This is a genomic window from Cupriavidus sp. 207A1, from assembly GCF_057798955.1.
The window spans coordinates 22871-42813 of the sequence record NZ_JBYOJO010000024.1 but is presented as its reverse complement, the minus strand read 5'-3'; the positions used below and the strand labels follow the sequence as shown (position 1 = coordinate 42813).

Below are 19943 nucleotides of genomic sequence, written 5' to 3'. Positions count from 1 at the left end.
CGTGCTGCTACCCGCCGCCCGGCCAGATCATGCGCCCGCGCTGAGCGTTGAAGGGCTCGGCCTGTCGCGCGCCGCCCGCCCGGTGCTGCGCGGCATCGACCTGGCGCTGTCGCCGGGCTGCCTGCTGCAGGTACTGGGGGCCAACGGTAGCGGCAAGACCAGCCTGCTGCGCGTGCTGTGCGGCCTCGCCGTGCCGGACGAAGGCACGCTGCACTGGCACGGCCGGCCACTGCGCGCCGGCGATCCTGCCTACCTGCAGGCGCTGGCCTATGTCGGCCATGCCAATGGCATCGACCCGGATTTGAGCCCGACTGAAAACCTGCGCTTTGCCGCACGCATGGCCGGCAGCGACGCGGCCGGCGCGGTCGCGAATGCACTGGCCGCGCAGGCACTGGAGCGTCTCGCGCACACGCCGGTGCGCGCGCTGTCGCAAGGGCAGCGGCGGCGCGTGGCGCTGGCACGCCTGTCGCTGGCGCGGCGCGCGCTGTGGCTGCTCGACGAACCGGTGGCGGCGCTGGATGCCGACGCCTGCGCGCGCTTCGACGCACAGCTCGACGCGCACCTGGCAGCGGGCGGCATGGCGGTGATCGCCACCCACCAGTTGCTGCGCAACGGCGGCGCGGTGCTGCGGCTGGAGGCGGCGGCATGACCCGCACCCTGGCCGCCATCGTCGCGCACGACGTGTCGCTGTCCTGGCGCCGGCGTGGCAGCCTGCTCGGCAGCGTGGTGTTCTTTGTCATCGCCGCGAGCCTGTTCCCGCTGGCGCTCGGTCCCGAGCCGCAGCAGTTGCGCGCGCTGGCGCCCGGGATCCTGTGGGTCACGGCGCTGCTGGCGTCGATGCTGTCGCTGTCGCGGCTGTTCGCGCAGGAGCACGCGGATGGCAGCCTCGACCAGTTGCTGCTGTCACCGCATCCGCTGGCGCTGCTGGTGCTGGCCAAGATCGCGGCGCACTGGCTGACCAGCGGGCTGCCGCTGTTGCTGCTGACACCGTTGCTGGCGCAGCAGTACGGGCTGCCGTGGGGTGCCTCGCTGCTGCTGTCGGCCTCGCTGCTGGTCGGCACGCCGACGCTCTCCCTGATCGGCGCCGTGGGCGCGGCGCTGACGCTGGGCGTGCGCGGCGGCGCGGTGCTGCTGTGCATCCTGGTGCTGCCGCTGTGCGTGCCGGTGCTGGTGTTCGGCGCCAGTGCCGCGGCGGCGGCCGACGCCGGGCTCGACGTGGTGCCGCAGTTCTCGTTGCTGGGCGCGTGCCTGGCGTTGTCGCTGTTCCTGTGCCCGCTGGCCGCCGCCGCGGGGCTACGCATCGCCATGGAGACGCCGGCATGAGCCAGCCGCTGCCCTCGCTGCATACCGCCGGAGCGCCGCGGGCGCGCTTTGCCTGGATGGCATACGCGGCGCCGGTGCGGTTCTATCCGCTGGCCGGGCGCATGGCACCGTGGTTCTTCGCCGCGGCGGCGGTGCTTGCCCTCGCCGGCCTGTATGTCGGCTTTGCCGTGGCGCCCACCGATGCGCAGCAGGGCGAGGTCTACCGCATCATCTTCATCCACGTGCCGGCGGCATGGATGTCGATGTTCATCTACCTGGTCATGGCCTGCTACTGCGCGCTGGCGCTGGTGCTGCGCACGCGGCTGTCGTCGATGATGGCCTCGGCGCTGGCGCCCACCGGCGCGCTGTTCACGGCGCTGGCGCTCTGGACCGGTGCGCTGTGGGGCCAGCCGACGTGGGGCACTTGGTGGGTCTGGGATGCGCGGCTGACCTCCGAGCTGATCCTGCTGTTCCTGTACCTCGGCTTTATCGCGCTGGAATCCGCCATCGACGAGCCGCGCCGCGCCGAGCGTGCCTGCGCGGTGCTGGCGCTGGTGGGCGTGGCCAATATCCCGGTGATCTACTTCTCCGTGCAGTGGTGGAACACGCTGCACCAGGGCGCTTCGGTCAGCCTGACGGCGGCGCCGTCGATGGCGGCCACGATGCTGGCCGGCATGCTGCTGATGACGCTGGCATGCTGGATGTACACCATCGCCGTAGCGCTGGTGCGCGTGCGCTGCATCCTGCGCGAACGCGGCGAGGTGCCGCCCACCGGAGAGACATCATGACCCTGTCGTCGCTGCTCCCCTATGGAGGCCATGGCATCTTCATCGCCGGCGCGTTCGGCATGAGCGCGCTGCTGCTGGCGCTGGAACTGGCGCTGCTGGCGCGCCGCTGCCGCGCCGGTGCGAAACAGGCCGGCACGCGCCGATGACGCCGCGCCAGCGCCGCTTCGGCATGCTCGCCGCGGCCCTGGCCTGCGGCGGCATCGCGCTGGCGCTGGTACTTAATGCCTTCCGCTCCAACCTGGTGTTCTTCTTCAGCCCGAGCCAGGTGGCGGCGCAGGAAGCGCCGGTGGCGCGCAGCTTCCGGCTTGGCGGACTGGTCGAGCCCGGCTCGATCCGGCGCGAGGGCGACGGCATGACCGTGCGCTTCGTCGTCACCGACACCGCGCGGCAGGTGCCGGTGCTCTACCGCGGCCTGCTGCCCGACCTGTTCCGCGAGGGCAAGGGCGTGGTCGCGCGCGGCAAGCTGGAAGCCGACGGCACATTCATTGCCAGCGAGGTGCTGGCCAAGCACGACGAGAACTACATGCCGCCCGAAGCCGCCGACGCGCTCAAGCAGGCTGAACAGGTGAACCGCCGCATGGCCGGGGCCCCCGCGCAGGGAGCGCGCCAATGATCGCCGAACTGGGGCACTTCGCGCTGATCGTCGCGCTGCTGGTAGCGCTGGTGCAGGCGGCAGTGCCGCTGGCGGGCGTGGCGCGCGGCAGGCTGGCGTGGATGGCGGTGGCGCGGCCGGCTGCGCGCGTGCAATGCGCGCTGGTGGCATTGTCGTTCGCGGCGCTGGCATGGGGCTTCGTCGCCAACGACTTCAGCGTGCGCTATGTCGCCGCCAATTCCAACAGCGCGCTGCCGCTTGCCTACCGCATTGCGGCGGTATGGGGCGGGCATGAAGGTTCGATGCTGCTGTGGACGCTGATGCTGGCGCTGTGGTCGCTGGCGGTGGCGCGCTACAGCCGCCAGCTGCCGCTGGCCACGGTGGCGCGCGTGCTGGGCGTGATGGGAGCGATCAGCGCTGGTTTCGTGCTGTTCCTGCTGTTTGCCTCCAACCCCTTCGTGCGGCTGCTGCCGCCGGCGATGGCGGGGCGCGACCTCAATCCGTTGCTGCAGGACCCCGGCATGGTCTTCCACCCCCCGCTGCTCTACATGGGCTATGTCGGCTTCTCGGTGACCTTCGCCTTCGCCGTGGCGGCACTGCTGGCCGGGCGCGTCGACGCCGCCTGGGCGCGCTGGTCGCGGCCGTGGACCACGGTGGCGTGGGCCTTCCTGACGCTGGGCATCATGCTGGGCAGCGCCTGGGCGTATTACGAACTGGGCTGGGGCGGCTGGTGGTTCTGGGATCCGGTCGAGAACGCCTCGTTCATGCCGTGGCTGGCGGGGACCGCGCTGATGCATTCGCTGGCGGTCACGGAGAAGCGCGGGGCGTTCCGCGCGTGGACCGTGCTGCTCGCCATCTTCACGTTCTCGCTGAGCCTGCTCGGCACCTTCCTGGTCCGCTCCGGCGTGCTGACCTCGGTGCATGCGTTCGCGGTCGATCCCAGGCGCGGCATCTTCATCCTGGCCCTGCTGGGCCTGGTCACCGGCATTGCGCTGGCGCTGTACGCATGGCGCGCGCCGCGCTTGTCGGGCGTGTCGCGGCGGGTCGAGTTTGCCGCGGTCTCGCGCGAGTCGCTGCTGCTGGCCAACAACGTGCTGCTGGCGGTGGCGGCGGCAACGGTGCTGCTCGGCACGCTCTACCCGCTGCTGGTCGATGTGCTGGGGCTGGGCAAGATCTCGGTCGGGCCTGCCTACTTCGAGCAGGTGTTCGTGCCGCTGATGGCTCCCGCGGTGCTGCTGATGGGCGCGGCGCCGCTGGCGCGCTGGCGCCATGGCAGCCTGCCCGACATGGCGCGGCGGCTGCGCTGGGCCGGCATCGCCAGCGTGGCCATCGGCCTGGGACTGCTGCTGGTGCTGCGCAACACCTCCGCCATGACCGGGCTTGGGCTGCTGCTGGCGGCATGGTGCGTGCTGAGCGCGGTGGCGAGCCTGGCGGGCAGGCTGCGCCATCAGCAGGGGCGCAGGTTCAGCGCGCTGCGCCAGCTCGCGCCCAGCTACTGGGGCATGCTGCTGGCGCACGCCGGCGTCGGCATCTTCATCGCGGGCGTGACGCTGGTCACCGGACAGGAAAGCCTGCGCGAACTGCCGATGCGCGCGGGCGATACCGTCAGTGTCGGCGGCTACGACTTCCGCTTCGCCGGCGTGAGGCAGGCCGCCGGTCCCAATTACGACGCGCTGCGCGGCACGCTGACCGCCTCGCGCGACGGCAAGCGCGTGGCAGTGCTCCATCCCGAGCGCCGCATCTACCGCAGCCAGGACATGCCGACCACCGAGGCCGCGATCGACAGCGGCCTGACGCGCGACCTGTACGTGGCGCTGGGCGAGAACGTGTCCAACGGCGCCGACGGCAGCGCCTGGGCCGTGCGCATCCACGTCAAGCCCTTCGTCGACTGGATCTGGGCGGGCTGCGTGCTGATGGCGCTGGGCGGCCTGCTGGCCGCGTGCGACAAGCGCTACCGGCTGCGCCGCCGCGCCGCGGCCGAAGCCGCTCCCGCGCCGACGAGTGCCCCTGCCGCGCCCGCACTGGCTTCCACGCGCGAGGAGACGCCGGCATGACGCGTTTCCTGCTGCCGCTCGCCGCCTTCCTCGCGCTCGCTGTCGCGCTGGCCGCGGGCCTGCGCCACGATCCGCGCGAACTGCCCTCGCCGCTGGTAGGCAAGGCCGCGCCCGCCTTCACGCTGCCGCTGCTGGAACCGGAAGGCCGCACGCTGGCGTCCGCCGACATGCGCGGCAAGGTGTGGCTGCTGAATGTGTGGGCCTCGTGGTGCGCGGCCTGCCGCACCGAACATCCGGTACTGGTCGACTTCGCCGCGCGCGCGCCGGTGCCACTGTACGGCCTGAATTACAAGGACGAGGCCGGCGCCGCGCGCGACTGGCTGCAGCGGCTCGGCGACCCCTACACCGCATCGCTGGTCGACGCCGACGGGCGCGTGGGGATCGACTACGGCGTCTATGGCGTGCCCGAGACCTTTGTCATCGACCAGCACGGCGTGGTGCGCTACCGCCAGGTCGGCCCCGTCACGCGCGAGGTGCTGGAGCAGAAGCTGATCCCGCTGATCGAGCGCCTGCAGCGCCAGGGAGGTGGCCATGCATAGGCTTCGCGCTGCGCTTGCCCTGTGGCTATGCTGGCTGCCAGTGCTGGCGGCTGCCGCGCCGACCGAGGCCGAGCTCGATGCGCGCGTGCATGCGCTGTCCAATGAACTGCGCTGCCTGGTGTGCCAGAACCAGACGCTGGCCGACTCCAACGCCGACCTGGCCGTCGACCTGCGCCGCCAGATCCGCGAACAGCTGCGCGGCGGCGCCAGCGAGCAGTCGGTCAAGGACTACCTGGTACAGCGCTATGGCGACTTCGTGCTGTACAAGCCGCCGCTGCGGCCGCTGACGTGGCTGTTGTGGTTTGGCCCGCTGCTGCTGGTTGCCGGCGTCGCATGGGCAGTCGTGCGGGCTCGCGCAAGTCACCGCGGCACGGGCGCTGCACTCGACGACAGCGCCCGGCGCCACCTTGAAAGACTGCTCAACGACGCCACCGATCCTGCCAGCCCCCGACAACCATGACGACCTTCTGGCTGCTCGCCGCCGCGCTGATCGCCGCCGCCATGGCCGGGCTGTTGTGGCCGCTGCTGCGCCGCCTCGCCACTCCTGACCCTGGCACGCCGGAGCGCACGCTGCTGGTCGACCTGTACCGCGACCAGTTGCGCGAGCTCGACGCCGACCTGCGCACCGGCACGCTGAGCGCGACCCGGCATGCCGAAGCCCGCGACGAACTCGGCCGCCGGCTGCTGGATGAAGCCGCGGACACCGCCACCGGCACGCACCGCGCCAGCACTTCCCCCCTGCTCGCCGCGGCATTGCTGGCGGCGTTGCCGAGCGCCGCCATCCTGCTCTACCTGCACCTGGGCAACCCCGTCGCGCTCTGGCGCGCCGGCGACATGCCGGACGTTGGCGGCAGCCAGCACCAGCTCAGCGGCGCGCAGGTCGAAGGCATGGTCAACCAGCTGGCGCAGCGGCTGCGCGAAGCGCCGGCCGATCCCGAAGGCTGGGCCATGCTGGCGCGCTCCTACAGCGTGCTGGAGCGGCATGCCGACGCTGCGGCGGCCTACGCCCGCGCCGTCGAGCTGGCGCCAGAGGTGGCATCGCTGCGCGCCGATTACGCCGATGTGCTGGCCAGTCTCAACCATGGCTCACTGCAAGGTCTGCCAATGGCGGAGATCGGCCGGGCGCTGGCGCTGGACCCGGATGACCCCAAGGCCCTGGCGCTGGCGGCCAGCGCGGCGGTGGAGCGCGGCGACAAACAGGCGGCGATCGGCTACTGGGAACACCTGCACCGGCTGCTGCCCCCGGATTCGCAGACCGCGGCGCGCGTGGCCGCAAACCTTGTCGCGGCGCGCGGCGATTCCGCCGCGCCGCCGGCGAAGATCACCGGCATGGTCACCCTTAGCGAAAGGGCCGGGCGCACGCCGCAGCCGGGCGACACCCTGTTCGTCTACGCCCTGCCCGCCGACGGCTCGCGCATGCCGCTGGCGGTGGTGCGCCGGCAGGCGCGCGACCTGCCGCTGACGTTCACGCTGGACGACGCAATGGCGATGCGGCCCGACCGCAAGCTGTCGGCGCACACGCAGGTGGTGGTGGAGGCGCGCGTTTCAGCAAGCGGCAATGCCATGCCGCAGTCGGGCGACCTGGTCGGGCGCAGCGGTCCGCTGGCAGTCGGCAGCGAAGGCGTGCGGATCGCGATCGACGCCGCCGTGCCATAGCGCTCAGGCGGCCAGCGTCGCCCTCAGGTTGGCCAGCATGTCCGCGACCATTTCCTCCAGGCCGTACTGCGCCTTCCACCCCCAGTCCGCGCGCGCCACCGAATCGTCGATCGAATCCGGCCAGCCTTGCGCGATCGCCTGGCGGTAGTCGGGTTCGTAGCGGATCTCGAAGTCCGGCACATGCTTGCGGATCGCCGCGGCGATCTGCGCGGGCGTGAAGGTGGTGCCGGCGATGTTGTAGCTGCCGCGTTCGCCCAGCCGTTCCGCAGGTGCCTCCATCAGTTCGATGGTCGCGCGCAGCGCGTCGGGCATGTACATCATCGGCAGGGCCTCGTCTTCCTTCAGGAAGCAAGTGTAGGGCTCGCCCTTCACGGCAGCATGGAAGATATCGACCGCATAGTCGGTGGTGCCGCCGCCAGGCGGCGTCTTGTGCGAGATCAGCCCCGGATAGCGCACGCTGCGCACATCGACGCCGTGGTTGGCGTGGTACCAGCGGCACCAGCCCTCGCCCGCCTGCTTGGAGATGCCATAGACGGTGGTCGGCTCCATCACGGTCTTCTGCGGCGTATCCACCGATGGCGTGGTCGGGCCGAACGCCGCGATCGAGCTGGGCCAGAACACGCGCTCCAGCCCGGTCTGCCGCGCCAGTTCCAGCACGTTGAGCAGGCTCGTCATGTTCAGGTTCCAGGCCCACTGCGGCGCCTTTTCGCCGGTGGCCGACAGCGCCGCCGCCAGCAGGTAGACCTGCGTGATGCCATGGCGCTCGACCACGGTGGCGAGTTCGCCGCGGTCGGTGGCGTTGAGCATCTCGTGCGTGATGTGCACGTGGCGGCCGGTCGGCACCACGTCGGAGGTAATGACGCTGCCGCGGCCGTAGCGCTCGGCCAGCGCCAGTGCCAGCTCGGAGCCGATCTGGCCGTTGGCGCCGACGATCAGGATCCTGGGAGTGCCGTCGGTCATCGGATCAGCCCCAGTTCGCGGCCGGCCTGGCCGAAGGCGTCCAGCGCCGCCTGCAGCGTGGCCTCGTCATGCAGCGCGCTCATCTGCACGCGGATGCGGGCCTGGCCCTTGGGTACCACCGGGTAGAAGAAGCCCACCACGTACACGCCCAGCTCCAGCAGCCGCTGCGCCAGCTGCTGCGCCTTGTCGGCGTCGTAGACCATGATCGGGATGATGGGGTGGTCGCCGGCCTTGACGTCGTAGCCCAGCTGGTCCAGCCCGGCGCGGAAGAACCTGGTGTTGCGCTCGAGCCGGTCGCGCAGTTCGGTGCTGCCTTCAAGGATATCGAGCACCGCGATCGACGCGCCCACGATGGCCGGCGCCACCGTGTTCGAGAACAGATACGGCCGCGAGCGCTGGCGCAGCAGCCCCACCACTTCCTTGCGCGCACTGGTGAAGCCGCCGGACGCGCCGCCCAGCGCCTTGCCCAGCGTGCCGGTGATGATGTCGATCTTGCCGAACACGCCGCGCGCCTCGTGCGTGCCGCGGCCGCGCTGGCCCATGAAGCCGGTGGCATGGCATTCGTCGATGCCCAGCAGCGCCCCGTACTCGTCGCACAGCGCACGCATCTGGTCCAGGCGTGCCACGGTGCCGTCCATCGAGAACACGCCGTCGGAGAACACCAGCGTGTAGCGCGCGCCGTCGGCGCGGGCCTGCTCCAGCTGCGCGCGCAGGTCGTCCATGTCGTTGTGCTGGTAGCGGTAGCGCCGCGCCTTGGACAGGCGGATGCCATCGATGATCGAGGCGTGGTTGAGCGCATCGCTGATGACCGCGTCTTCCGCCCCCAGCAGCGTTTCGAACAGGCCGCCATTGGCGTCGAAGGCCGAGCCGTAGAGGATGGTGTCCTCGGTGCCGAGGAAGCTCGACAGCCGGGCCTCGAGCGTCTTGTGCAGGTCCTGCGTGCCGCAGATGAAGCGCACCGAGCTGAGGCCGAAGCCGTGCGTGCGCAGCGCTTCGTGCGCGGCCTCGATCACGCGTGGGTGCGACGACAGGCCCAGATAGTTGTTGGCGCACAGGTTGATGACCTCGCGGCCGTCGCTGGTGCGCACGCGCGCGCCTTGCGGCGTCGCGATCACGCGCTCGTTCTTGTACAGCCCGGCGTCGCGGATGGATTGCAGCTCGTCGCGGATGGACGCATAGAACGCCTGGGCATTCGGCATGGCTTGGCTCCTGGGTCTGGGTGGTGGATCGGTCGATTGGTGTGCAGGCGGATGTGCTACGATCCGATCGATAAATCGAACATGTTCTGTATATCGAACATTTTGCGCAATATAACGAACATCATTCCATGACGCAAGCCCTGCTCCAGACCCCGCCGGCCGACGGGCCGCCCGCCGTCGGCATGGCGCTGCAGGCGCTGCGCCAGCAGCAGCGGCTGTCGCTCGACGAACTGTCGCGCCGCGCCGGTGTGTCCAAGTCGATGCTGTCGCAGATCGAACGCAACCTGGCCAATCCGACCGTGGCGGTGCTGTGGCGGCTGGCCAATGCGCTCGGCGTGAGCCTGACCGACTTCCTCGCCGGCGGCGCCGCGGAGCGTCCCGGCGGCGGCATCACCGTGGTCCAGCCGCACGCGATCCCTTCGCTGAAGAGCCCGGACACGCGCTGCGACCTGCGCATCCTGGGGCCGATCGATCTGGCCGGGCGCTTCGAGTGGTATGAGCTGACGATCCAGGCCGGCGGCGTGCTGGCCTCCGAGCCCCACGAGGCCGGCACCCAGGAGCACCTGTCGGTGCTGAGCGGATCGATGACGGTGCGCGCGGGCGCCGACGAGAAGAAGCTGCGGCACGGCGAGACCGCGCGCTATGCGGCCGATGTCGCACATGCGATCTCCAATGGTGGCAAGACCACGGCCACCGCACTACTGGTTGTAGTGCATCCGGGCTGACACGCAAAGGCAGGCGGCCGCGCGCCTGCGCGGCGGCCCGGGCCGCTCAGCGTGCGCCGGCGGCCGTGAGGATCTGCTGTATCTGCGTATAGCCGCGCTGGCGCGCATGCTGCAGCGGCGTGACGCCGTCGCCGTCGGCCAGGTTCACGTCAGCGCCGGCCTGGACCAGCAGGCGCACGATCTCGGTATGGGTGGCGCCGCCGTTGCCGAGGATGATGGCCTCGAGCAAGGCCGTCCACTTGAGCCGGTTCACATGGTCCACCGACACCCCGGCCGCGATCAGCAGGCGCACGGTCTCGACATGGCCGCGCTCGGCGGCGGGGATCAGCGCGGTGCCGCCGTAGCGGTTGGTGCTGCGCAGGTCGGCGCCGTGCGCCAGCGTCATGCGCAGGATCTCGTTGTGGCCGCGCGCGCCGGCATACAGGTAGGGGCTGTCGTGGATCGCGTCCTGCGCGTTCACGTCGGCGCCGGCATCGATCAGCACCCGCGCCGCCTGCACGCGGTTGTGGTGCGTGGCCAGCAGCAGCGCGGTGCGTCCCTGCGCGTCGCGCGCGTCGATGCTGGCGCCCTGGGCCAGCAGCGCGCTGACCTGCGCGGCGTCGCCGCGCGCCGCGGCGTCGCGCAGTTGTTGCTCGGGCGTTGCACGCGCAGCGGCGGGAACGGATGTCAGCATGGCAATGAACAGGGACAGGGAAACGAACAGGCGCGCCACCAGCATGTGGAATCCTTCAGGAATACATCGGGCGCATTCTGGCACGCCGCCCGCGCCACGCGAAGTTAAGGATTCGAATGCGCGCCAGTGCCAGCCGCAATAGCCCGCCGGCGCCCGAATACGCTCTATAACAACCCGCGCCACCGTGCCCGCGCAAGCTGTCCTATAGTCGCGAGGCCCGCATCATGTCCGCCTGCGCGGGCCAGGCCTGAACGGAGACAACGCGTGTCGACAACCGAAGCCTATCTGCTGGATTCCATCCGCCTCGCCATGGAGAACGTGCGCGAGCGCAATACCTGGCCCTTTGGCGCCGTGGTGGTCAAGGACGGCACGGTGCTGGCGCGCGCGGTCAACGAGGTCGATGCCACCTGCGACCCCAGCGCGCATGCCGAGATGCAGGCGGTGCGCGCCGCCAGCCGCGCGCTCGGCAAGCCCGACCTGAGCGGCTGCACTGTATACGCCAGCGGCTATCCCTGCCCGATGTGCCTGACGGCGATGTACCTGGCCGGGGTCGAGGCGGTCTACTACGCGTATTCCAACGAGGATGGCGCCCCTTACGACCTGTCCGCCGAGCGCGGCTACGTCGAGCTGGCCCGTCCGCTCGAGCAGCGCGAGATGACGCTGGCCTACGTGCCGGCGCGCGACGAGGGCGTCGACCTGTACGAAGCCTGGCGCGCGCGGCAAGCGCAATAAGGGCGAGGGGCAAGCCCGGGAGCGGACGGCTGCCGCTCCCTTTGCCCACGATGCCGGCATGGCCATCGCTTTGTCACCGGGGCCGGCTAGTATGGAGATGACGGCGCTGCGACAGTGGGTCACATGTAACGGCCGGCGGCAGCAAGGAACCGCGCGCGGAGCCTCCCGTCAAACCAATGGATTGCGAGACGGCGGCAGCGCTGCGCATTGCGGCGCAACATGTGCAACGCATGTGGCCGCGTCGTCCCGACGATCGTTTTACGCCTTCCCGCCGGCGCGATGTCGCCGCGCAGACTCCCAGCAAACGCCCCCCTCTAGCCAAGGAGACGAACGTGCTGAGCCCGCATGAACTTGCCACGCTGCTGTTGCTGAGCGACGGCCCCGATTCCCTCGATTCCACCGATTCCCGCCAGATCGATCCCACCGACCTCAAGGCCCTGGTCGACAAGCGATTGGTTCACCTCGAAGTCCTGCACGGTCGCCGCCAGGCGCCGCGCATCACCAGCCACGGTTATTCCATGCTCAAGGCCATGGGACGCTGAGGCCGCGTTGGCCGATTCGCGGCAAGCGCCGTCCAGCCCACCCGCAACCCCACGGAGGCCTCCATGACAACGGGCCCGGCGCCTGATGCCGGCGTCCCCGCAGACCCCGACGCGGCGCGCCGCCGCTTCCTGCGCGACCTCGGCCTGCTGGCGGCGGCCGGCATAGCGCCGGCCACGGCCGCGGCGGCGACGCCCGCGGCCTGCCTGCTGACGCCGGCCGCCACCGAAGGACCGTTCTACCTGGACGATGCCCTGGTGCGCGCCGATATCCGCGATGGCCGTCCCGGCCAGCCCTTGCGGCTGCGCATACGGGTGGTCGATGCCGGGCATGGCTGCGCGCCGGTGCCGGGTGCCTTGGTCAGCATCTGGCACTGCGATGCGCACGGCCACTACAGCGGCGAAGGCGGCGGCGACCGGCAGGCGCGCTTCCTTCGAGGGGTCCAGCCGGCGGACAGCGACGGGATCGCCACCTTCACCTCGATCTATCCCGGCTGGTACGCGCCGCGCGCCATCCATATCCACTTCAAGGTGCTGCTCGGGCGCGCGGAGGCGCTGACCAGCCAGCTGTATTTCAGCGACGCGCTCAACCGCCAGGTCCTGGGCAGCCATCCGGCCTACCGTGCGCACGGCGTGCCGGCGCGCGCCACCGTGCAGGATCCGATCGCGGGTCCACGCCCCAACCTGATGGCAGTGCGCGAGGCCGCCGGAGCGCCTGGGTTGCTCGAAGCCGGCTTCACGGTCGGCATCGCGCGCGCCTGAGCCGGCCGCACGTCGCTCGTCCGCGGCCACGAAGTGCGTCGGCGCACACCGCGCGGGTAATCCCTAGATTGTGGTTCCCTGTGCCTTTCCTACCATGAAGGGAATCACGGGCCACCTGCCCGGCACCCCTGCCCGTCGGCAGGCCTGCCGCGCGTCCGCTGGCCCCGCATGCTCCAGTTTTTCCCGACTTTTCCGGTGTTCGCGTCAGTGGCGAGCGGCCTCGGTCCTCCATGGCCGGCACGCTCGCGGGTAGTCCCACACTCATCAGAGGGAGACGGTCATGGCATCCAGGGCGAGGAAATCAGAGGAGCGGAGCAGCGGTCAGGGTAGCGGCCATGGCAGCAGCGTGTCCCGCCGCGGCTTCCTGGGCGGCGCCGCCGGCGCGGCCGCGGGGGCGGCCGCCATGGGCTTCCCGGCCATCGTCAAGGCGCAGGGGCCGGTCACGATGCGCTGGCAGAGCACCTGGCCGACCAAGGATATTTTTCACGAGTTTGCCGGCGACTTCGTCACCAAGGTGAACGACATGTCGGGCGGCGACCTCAAGATCGAGCTGCTGCCCGCCGGCGCGGTGGTCAAGGCCTTCGATCTGATCGACGCAGTCAGCAAGGGCACGCTGGACGGCGGCCATGGCGTGATCGCGTACTGGTACGGCAAGAACTCGGCGCTGGCGCTGTGGGGTTCGGGCCCGGCCTGGGGCATGGATCCGAACATGCTGCTGGCCTGGCACAAGTACGGCGGCGGCAAGGAACTGCAGCAGGAGATCTACCGCAGCCTGAACCTGGACGTGGTGTCGTTCCTGTACGGGCCGATGCCGACCCAGCCGCTGGGCTGGTTCAAGAAGCCCATCACCAAGCCGGAAGACTTCAAGGGGCTGAAGTTCCGCACCGTCGGGTTGTCGATCGATATCTTCACCGGCCTGGGCGCCGCGGTGAACGCGCTGCCGGGCGCCGAGATCGTGCCGGCGCTGGACCGCGGCCTGCTCGACGCGGCGGAGTTCAACAACGCCAGCTCCGACCGTGCGCTGGGCTTCCAGGACGTGTCCAAGATCTGCATGCTGCGCAGCTTCCACCAGTGCTCGGAGCAGTTCGAGATCCTGTTCAACAAGAAGCGCTACGACGCGCTGCCGGCCAAGCTCAAGGCGCTGATCGCCAACGCGGTGGACGCGGCCTCGGCCGACATGTCGATGAAGGCCATCGACCGCTATTCCAAGGACTACCAGGCGCTGCAGCAGCAGGGCGTGAAGTTCTACGCCACCCCCAACTCGGTGCTGCAGGCGCAGCTGAAGATCTGGGACGAGATCGTGGCGCGCAAGGAAAAAGAGAACCCCATGTTCAAGAAGGTCAATGATTCGATGAAGGCCTTCGCGCAGCGCTCCACGCGCTGGCAGAACGATACCAACGTCGACTACCGGCTGGCCACCAGCCATTACTTCTCCAAGCGCGGCTGACCCCCGGGACGCGCGCCGTGCAACGCCTGCTGCTGCGCATCGACTGGCTCAGCACCTTCGTCGGCCAGGCCGCCTCGTGGCTGATCATCGGGCTCACGCTGATGATCAGCTATGAGGTGTTCTCGCGCTATGCGCTGGGGACGCCGCACGCGTGGGTATTCGACGCCAGCAACATGCTGTACGGCGCGCTGTTCATGCTGGCGGGCGCGTACACGCTGGCCAAGCGCGGCCACGTGCGCGGCGACATCCTCTACGGCTTCCTGTCGCCGCGGATGCAGGCCAGCATCGACCTGGTGCTGTACCTGGCCTTCTTCTTCCCCGGCGTGATCGCGCTGGCCTGGGCCGGCATCGACTTCTTCGAGGTCTCGCTGGCGCAGAACGAACACTCTTCCATCGCCGCCGACGGCCCGCCGATCTATCCGTTCAAGGCGGTCATCCCGGTGGCCGGCGCGCTGCTGCTGCTGCAGGGCGTGGCCGAGACCATCCGCTGCGTCATGTGCCTGCGCAGTGGCAGCTGGCCGCTGCGCGAAGGCGATGTCGAGGAAGTCGACGTCGACAAGCTCAAGGAGATGGTGCAAGGCACGCCCACGGCCGAGCTGGTCGACGCTCCGCCGCCTCGCGACAACCCGCCGGGAGCCGGCCGATGAGGAAGGAACTGTGGTTTGGCATGTCGCTGATGGTGCTGATCGTCGGTGCCGTGGCCTGGTTCATGCCGGCTCCGGGGGACTGGACCAGCGGGCACCTGGGCCTGCTGATGCTGGCGCTGATCGTGGTGGCGATCATGCTGGGCTTTCCCACCGCGTTCACGCTGATGGGCATGGGCGTGCTGTTTTCCTGGCTGGCTTACCGCAACGCCAACCCCGAGATCGCGGTACAGCAGACGCTGGACCTGATGGTGCAGCGGGCCTATGCGGTCATGACCAACGATGTCCTGATCTCGATCCCGCTGTTTGTGTTCATGGGCTACCTGGTCGAGCGCTCGAACTTGATCGAGAAGCTGTTCCGTAGCCTGCACCTGGCGCTGGCGTGGATTCCGGGCTCGCTCGCGGTGGCCACGCTGGTGACCTGCGCGATCTTCGCCACCGCCACCGGCATTGTCGGCGCGGTGGTCACGCTGATGGGCCTGCTGGCCTTCCCGGCCATGCTGCGCGCGGGCTACAGCACCTCGATGTCGGCCGGCGCGGTGACCGCCGGCGGCTGCCTGGGGATCCTGATACCGCCTTCGGTGCTGCTGATCGTCTACGGTGCCACCGCGGGCGTGTCGGTGGTGCAGCTCTATGCCGGGGCCTTCTTCCCCGGCCTGATGCTGACCGGACTCTATATCGTCTACATCGTGCTGCTGGCCAAGGTCAAGCCCGCACTGGCGCCGCCGCTGCCAGCTTCCGAACGCGTGGTGCCGCTGCCGGCGGTGGCGCGCGCGCTGGAAGCACGCGGTGCCACCCATGCCCTGCCGGCGCTGGGCGCGGGCCTGATGCGCGCGCTCAAGGGCCCGCGCAACGCCGAGGTGCCGAGTGCCGTGTTCGCGCGCCAGCTTGGCATCGTGCTGCTGCCCGCGCTGGCAACGGCGCTGGTGATGGGGACGATCTACAGCGCGGTCACCGCGCCGGCCGCGAGCATCGCGGTCGAGGCACCATTGTCGCTGGGTGGCGCAGAGGAAAGCAGCGCGGCGGTGGACGACCTGGCGGCACCGCCGTCGGAGGAACCGGCGGCTCCGGCCGCCGCGGCACCGGCCACGCCTGCCACGCCTGCCACGCCTGCCACGCCTGCCGCGCCGGCCACGTCCGCCACGCCCGCCGCCACCGAAACCGACGCCCGGGCGCCATCGACGCCTGCCGCCGCAGCCGTCGCGGCACCGCGCTGGTTCTGGATCACGCTGGCGGTGGTGGGGCTGGCGCTGGTGTACTTCTACTGGCGCTTCAGCTTTGCGCGGGTGGAAATCTTCAAGATGCTGCTGACGTCGTTCTTCCCGCTGGCGCTGCTGATCCTCGCCGTGCTGGGCTCGATCGTGTTCGGGCTGGCCACGCCCACCGAGGCCGCCGCGGTCGGCTCGCTCGGCGGCGCGCTGCTGGCCGCCGCCTACCGCCAGCTGACCTTCGGCGTGCTCAAGGAATCGGTGCTGCTGACCGCCAAGACCAGCGCCATGGTGTGCTGGCTGTTCGTGGGCTCGTCGATCTTCTCGGCCGCGTTCGCGCTGCTGGGCGGGCAGGCGCTGGTCGAGCAATGGGTGCTGTCGATGAACCTGTCGCCGGTGCAGTTCATGATCCTGGCGCAGCTGATCATCTTCCTGCTGGGGTGGCCGCTGGAGTGGACCGAGATCATCATCATCTTCATGCCGATCTTTATCCCGCTGCTGGACAACTTCGGCATCGATCCGCTGTTCTTCGGGCTGCTGGTGGCGCTGAACCTGCAGACCGCCTTCCTGTCGCCGCCGGTGGCGATGGCCGCGTTCTACCTGAAAGGCGTGGCGCCGCCCCATGTCACGCTGAACCAGATTTTCCTCGGCATGCTGCCGTTCATGGGCATCCAGCTGATTGCGCTGGTGCTGCTCTACGTCTTCCCTGAAATCGGCCTCTGGCTGCCGACCGTGCTGTACCGCTGAGCGCCGCATCGATGCCGCGGCGCCCGTTTCCTATACTGGTTGGCAATGCCAACCGATACCGCCTTCGCCAGCCCGCCTCCCGGCACCACCTTCCACACCGACATTCCGGGGCGGCTTGACCGCCTGCCGTGGTCGCGCTGGCACTGGCGCGTGGCGATCGCGCTGGGCGTCGCGTGGGTGCTCGATGGCCTGGAGGTCACGCTGGTGGGCTCGGTCGGCGCGGTGCTGGAGCGTCCCGATACGCTCGGGCTGAGCGCGACCGAGGTGGGCTGGTCGGGCTCGCTCTACATCGCCGGCGCGGTGCTGGGGGCGCTGGTGTTCGGGCGCATGGCCGACCGGCTCGGCCGCAAGCGGCTGTTCCTGGCCACGCTCGCGGTCTACATGGTGGCCACGCTGGCGACCGCGTTCGCACCCGACTTTGCCTTCTTTGCGGCCTGCCGCTTCTGCACCGGCCTGGGCATCGGCGGCGAATATGCCGCCATCAATTCGGCCATCGACGAACTGATTCCCGCGCGCGTCAGGGGACGCGTGAACCTGGCCATCAACGGCAGTTTCTGGCTGGGCGCGGCGCTGGGCGCGGGGCTCAGCCTGGTGCTGCTGGATGCGCGCGTATTCGGTCCGGTGTGGGGCTGGCGCGCCTGCTTCGCGCTCGGCGCGGTGCTGGCGGTGGCGATCGTGCTGGTGCGCCGGCATGTGCCGGAGAGCCCGCGCTGGCTTGCCACGCACGGGCGGCTGGACGAGGCCGAGCGCATCATTGCCGCGATCGAGGCCGAAGTGCGCGCCAGCCATGGGCCGCTGCCGCCGGTGTCGCCCGATTGCGCGGCGGTGGCGATGCGCCGCCGCGCCGCGCCCGGCGTGGGCGAGGTCATGCGCCTGCTGCTGCGGCGCTTTCGCCAGCGCAGCCTGATCACGCTGGCGCTGATGGTGGCGCAGGCCTTCTTCTACAACGCGATCTTCTTCACCTATGCGCTGGTGCTGTCGCGCTTCTACGGCGTGCCGGAAGCGCGCGTGGCGCTGTACATCTTTCCGTTCGCGCTCGGCAACGCGCTGGGCCCGCTGCTGCTGGGGCCGTTGTTCGACCACGTGGGGCGCCGGCGCATGATCGCCGCCACTTACGTGCTGTCCGGCGTTGGCCTGGCCTTGACCGGCTGGGCCTTCGTGCAGGGCTGGCTCGACGCGCGCACGCAGGCGCTGTGCTGGTCCGCCGTGTTCTTCCTGGCCTCCGCCGCGGCCAGTTCCGCCTACCTGACCGCGAGCGAGGTATTCCCGCTGGAAATGCGCGCGCTGGCGATCTCGGTGTTCTACGCCGTGGGCACCGGCACCGGCGGCTTCATCGCGCCGCTGCTGCTGGGCGCGTTGATCGAGAGCGGCAGCCGCGAAGCAGTGGCGGCGGGCTACGGCTTCGGCGCGGCGCTGGTGATCGTCGCCGGGCTGCTGGCGTTGCGCTTCGGCATCGATGCCGAACGCCGCCCGCTGGAGCATATCGCGCCGCCGCTCGGCAGCGACGAATAGAGACGCTGCGCGGCGCAATTCTGCGCCACTTCTCCATGCCGTGTTAAGCAGTGCTACAGCCTCCTCTTACACATTCTTACAGCAAGCGAAGGGGCAACTGACTAGCCTTAACTCACCTGCGGCGGCCTGAGTGCGTGAATCTTTGCTTCAGCGGGCCGCCATGTCTTGGCCAATCAACTGGCCATTGTTCAACTCTGCCTGGATGAAGCCGGGCAACTCCACGGGCCGCACGCCGCTGCATGCGGTATGTCGGTCCGATTGCAAAGTGCGCCGATACGGCCCAGCCACATCGCGCGTGCTGCAGACAACAAGCTGAATTGGGGACTTGCAAGCCGGGCCACGCGCGACAGCCCTTGCGCGACGCCACACGCTTGCCTGACGGATACGCTCGCCCGGCATCCATGCGCCGGATGCCGGCGGGGATGTTTTTTTGACTTTGCTTGCCGGAGAACAACACCATGGCCGACCAGCGCAACAACCCACCGCCGCGCCCCCACTCGCTGACCCCTGCCCCGCTGCTCCAACCCCAGGGCGACGGGCTGGTGCAGCGCCCGCAGCCGGTCGCCGTGCCGCTGTGGCATATCGTGCCGCGCATGGCGGGCTACGGCGTGGTGCTGTTCATCATCTGGGCCGTGCTGACGATCATGTTTCCAAATGTGTTTACGCGCTCGTCGGAACGCGCGGTGGTGAACAGCCCCGTCAGCCTGGTGACGTCGCCGGTGGAGGGCGTGGTGATGAAGCAGATGGTGGCCGCGGGCCAGCCGTTCACGGCCAACCAGGCGCTGATGGTGGTGCAGAACCCCAACATCGACCGTTCGCTGCTGGTCGACCTGACCGGCAAGAAGCTCGACAACCAGCAGCGCTATGACTCGGCCAAGGCGCGGCTGGAAAGCAACCGACGGCTGATGGCTGCCACCGACCAGGACCTGCAGCGCTACAACAGCGCCGCGCAGCGCGAGCATGCCGCGCGCGTGCGCGCGCTGGAAGCGCGGCTGGCTTCGGCCGAGGCGCAGGAGGACCAGCAGCAGGAAGTGGTCAACCGCAACCAGGGCATGCAGTGGGCCGGCGCGGTCAGCGAGGCCTATACCAATGCCTCGCGCTACCAGCTGTCGATGCTGTCCAACGCCAAGGCCGCGGCCAAGGCCGAGCTCGACAATGCCATCGGCGAAAGCCAGGCGTCGCGCAACAAGGTGTATGCGTCGTCCACCGACGGCCCCAGCGCCACGCTCGCGCAGCGCCGCCAGGTGCTGGGCGCGGAAGCGGCACAGCTGACGGCGGAGCTGGAGCAGCTGGAAGCCTACGGCAAGTCGGTCGACGCAATGATCGCGACCGAGCAGGAACGCATCGACCGCCTCTCCAACCTTGAGATCCGCTCGCCCGAGCCTGGCACCATCGAAGACCTGATCGCGCAGCCGGGCATGCGCGTCGCCGCCGGCGCCACGCTGGCGCGCGCCAGCAACTGCGCGCAGACGCGCGTGGTGGCGGTGTTCCCGCGCAGCCTCAGCGACAACCTGCTGCCCGGTGCGCGCCTGAACGTGCAGGTCGACGGCGTGCCCACGGCGCTGCCGGCCTCGGTGGCCGAGGTGCTGCCGCGCGCGCCGGACGGCGACCAGGCGCGCTATTTCGTGCCGTTCCCGCCGATCGAGAAGAACGAGATCTACGTCATCGCCAAGCTCGACCGCCCGCTCGGCAACCTGCCGGCCAAGGCCGGCGCGGCATCGGGCAGCGCGGCCGCGCCCGCTACCGCAGGCACGGCAGCGGCGGCAGCGCCGGCGCAGTCCGGACACTGCGGCATGGGCCGCTGGGCCCGCGTCACGCTGAACCAGAGCTGGCTGGGCCAGTTGCGGGCCTCGCTGTAAGCGCC

General features: G+C 69.9%; 21 protein-coding genes. 18 read left to right on the top strand and 3 right to left on the bottom strand.

What is annotated here, in order from left to right:
- The first annotated feature begins 1 nt into the window (after position 1).
- Genes ccmA through ccmI form a run of 9 tightly spaced genes read left to right on the top strand, consistent with a single transcriptional unit; the run spans position 2 to position 6931 of the window.
- On the top strand, positions 2–649 hold the full coding sequence (gene ccmA / locus AC3FMM_RS30165; protein WP_442784928.1) for a cytochrome c biogenesis heme-transporting ATPase CcmA: 648 nt from the start codon (positions 2–4) through the stop codon (positions 647–649).
- Complete coding sequence (gene ccmB, locus AC3FMM_RS30160; protein ID WP_488688112.1) at positions 646–1323, top strand: heme exporter protein CcmB; 678 nt, start codon at positions 646–648, stop codon at positions 1321–1323. The genes ccmA and ccmB overlap by 4 nt, the downstream gene beginning before the upstream one ends.
- Entirely contained in the window at positions 1320–2090 is a 771-nt protein-coding gene (locus AC3FMM_RS30155) for a heme ABC transporter permease (RefSeq protein ID WP_111521127.1), read from the top strand. Before ccmB ends, AC3FMM_RS30155 begins: the two co-directional genes overlap by 4 nt.
- Positions 2087–2236, top strand: coding sequence for a heme exporter protein CcmD (ccmD, locus tag AC3FMM_RS30150; protein ID WP_115712754.1), 150 nt, complete (start codon positions 2087–2089; stop codon positions 2234–2236). The genes AC3FMM_RS30155 and ccmD overlap by 4 nt, the downstream gene beginning before the upstream one ends.
- Positions 2233–2703: a cytochrome c maturation protein CcmE gene (gene ccmE / locus AC3FMM_RS30145; protein ID WP_111521126.1), complete on the top strand. Its 471-nt coding sequence runs from the start codon at positions 2233–2235 to the stop codon at positions 2701–2703. The genes ccmD and ccmE overlap by 4 nt, the downstream gene beginning before the upstream one ends.
- Positions 2700–4736 carry a heme lyase CcmF/NrfE family subunit gene (locus tag AC3FMM_RS30140; protein ID WP_326348575.1) on the top strand — a complete coding sequence of 679 codons (2037 nt, stop codon included), beginning with the start codon at positions 2700–2702 and terminating at the stop codon, positions 4734–4736. The genes ccmE and AC3FMM_RS30140 overlap by 4 nt, the downstream gene beginning before the upstream one ends.
- Positions 4733–5275 (top strand): DsbE family thiol:disulfide interchange protein, encoded by a 543-nt coding sequence (locus AC3FMM_RS30135; protein WP_116313644.1) that lies wholly within the window; start codon positions 4733–4735, stop codon positions 5273–5275. Before AC3FMM_RS30140 ends, AC3FMM_RS30135 begins: the two co-directional genes overlap by 4 nt.
- Complete coding sequence (locus AC3FMM_RS30130; RefSeq protein ID WP_414249517.1) at positions 5268–5735, top strand: cytochrome c-type biogenesis protein; 468 nt, start codon at positions 5268–5270, stop codon at positions 5733–5735. The genes AC3FMM_RS30135 and AC3FMM_RS30130 overlap by 8 nt, the downstream gene beginning before the upstream one ends.
- Positions 5732–6931: a c-type cytochrome biogenesis protein CcmI gene (gene ccmI, locus AC3FMM_RS30125; protein ID WP_414249518.1), complete on the top strand. Its 1200-nt coding sequence runs from the start codon at positions 5732–5734 to the stop codon at positions 6929–6931. The genes AC3FMM_RS30130 and ccmI overlap by 4 nt, the downstream gene beginning before the upstream one ends.
- 3 nt (positions 6932–6934) lie before the next feature.
- On the opposite strand, the gene AC3FMM_RS30120 is transcribed toward ccmI, so the two are convergent.
- Together AC3FMM_RS30120 and kbl are read right to left on the bottom strand one after the other, a co-directional pair.
- Positions 6935–7891: an L-threonine 3-dehydrogenase gene (locus tag AC3FMM_RS30120; RefSeq protein WP_111521121.1), complete on the bottom strand. Its 957-nt coding sequence runs from the start codon at positions 7889–7891 to the stop codon at positions 6935–6937.
- Positions 7888–9090 carry a glycine C-acetyltransferase gene (gene kbl, locus AC3FMM_RS30115; protein WP_488688108.1) on the bottom strand — a complete coding sequence of 401 codons (1203 nt, stop codon included), beginning with the start codon at positions 9088–9090 and terminating at the stop codon, positions 7888–7890. Before kbl ends, AC3FMM_RS30120 begins: the two co-directional genes overlap by 4 nt.
- Before the next feature lie 128 nt (positions 9091–9218).
- Between kbl and AC3FMM_RS30110 the strand changes: the two genes are divergently transcribed.
- The gene (locus AC3FMM_RS30110) at positions 9219–9815 is read left to right on the top strand and encodes a helix-turn-helix domain-containing protein (RefSeq protein WP_115682914.1); all 597 of its coding nucleotides are present in this window, start codon (positions 9219–9221) and stop codon (positions 9813–9815) included.
- Between the two features lie 46 nt (positions 9816–9861).
- On the opposite strand, the gene AC3FMM_RS30105 is transcribed toward AC3FMM_RS30110, so the two are convergent.
- A complete protein-coding gene (locus AC3FMM_RS30105; protein ID WP_488688106.1) occupies positions 9862–10533 on the bottom strand; it encodes an ankyrin repeat domain-containing protein in 672 nt (223 codons plus the stop codon).
- A gap of 219 nt (positions 10534–10752) precedes the next feature.
- On the opposite strand from AC3FMM_RS30105, the gene AC3FMM_RS30100 reads away from it, so the two are divergent.
- The 8 genes from AC3FMM_RS30100 (at position 10753) to AC3FMM_RS30065 (ending at position 19938) form a co-directional block, all read left to right on the top strand.
- The gene (locus tag AC3FMM_RS30100; protein ID WP_488688104.1) at positions 10753–11220 is read left to right on the top strand and encodes a nucleoside deaminase; all 468 of its coding nucleotides are present in this window, start codon (positions 10753–10755) and stop codon (positions 11218–11220) included.
- Positions 11221–11552: 332 nt separating this feature from the next.
- Positions 11553–11762, top strand: coding sequence for a hypothetical protein (locus AC3FMM_RS30095; protein ID WP_115682935.1), 210 nt, complete (start codon positions 11553–11555; stop codon positions 11760–11762).
- Between the two features lie 63 nt (positions 11763–11825).
- Complete coding sequence (locus tag AC3FMM_RS30090) at positions 11826–12521, top strand: intradiol ring-cleavage dioxygenase (protein ID WP_488688102.1); 696 nt, start codon at positions 11826–11828, stop codon at positions 12519–12521.
- Positions 12522–12924: 403 nt separating this feature from the next.
- The gene (locus AC3FMM_RS30085) at positions 12925–13968 is read left to right on the top strand and encodes a TRAP transporter substrate-binding protein (protein ID WP_232348311.1); all 1044 of its coding nucleotides are present in this window, start codon (positions 12925–12927) and stop codon (positions 13966–13968) included.
- A gap of 17 nt (positions 13969–13985) precedes the next feature.
- On the top strand, positions 13986–14615 hold the full coding sequence (locus tag AC3FMM_RS30080; RefSeq protein WP_115712704.1) for a TRAP transporter small permease subunit: 630 nt from the start codon (positions 13986–13988) through the stop codon (positions 14613–14615).
- The gene (locus AC3FMM_RS30075; protein WP_488688100.1) at positions 14612–16567 is read left to right on the top strand and encodes a TRAP transporter large permease; all 1956 of its coding nucleotides are present in this window, start codon (positions 14612–14614) and stop codon (positions 16565–16567) included. Before AC3FMM_RS30080 ends, AC3FMM_RS30075 begins: the two co-directional genes overlap by 4 nt.
- A gap of 45 nt (positions 16568–16612) precedes the next feature.
- Positions 16613–18079, top strand: coding sequence for an MFS transporter (locus tag AC3FMM_RS30070; protein ID WP_116313622.1), 1467 nt, complete (start codon positions 16613–16615; stop codon positions 18077–18079).
- Between the two features lie 458 nt (positions 18080–18537).
- Positions 18538–19938, top strand: a complete 1401-nt coding sequence (locus AC3FMM_RS30065; protein WP_488688098.1) for an HlyD family secretion protein — start codon at positions 18538–18540, stop codon at positions 19936–19938.
- Positions 19939–19943 lie beyond the last annotated feature (5 nt).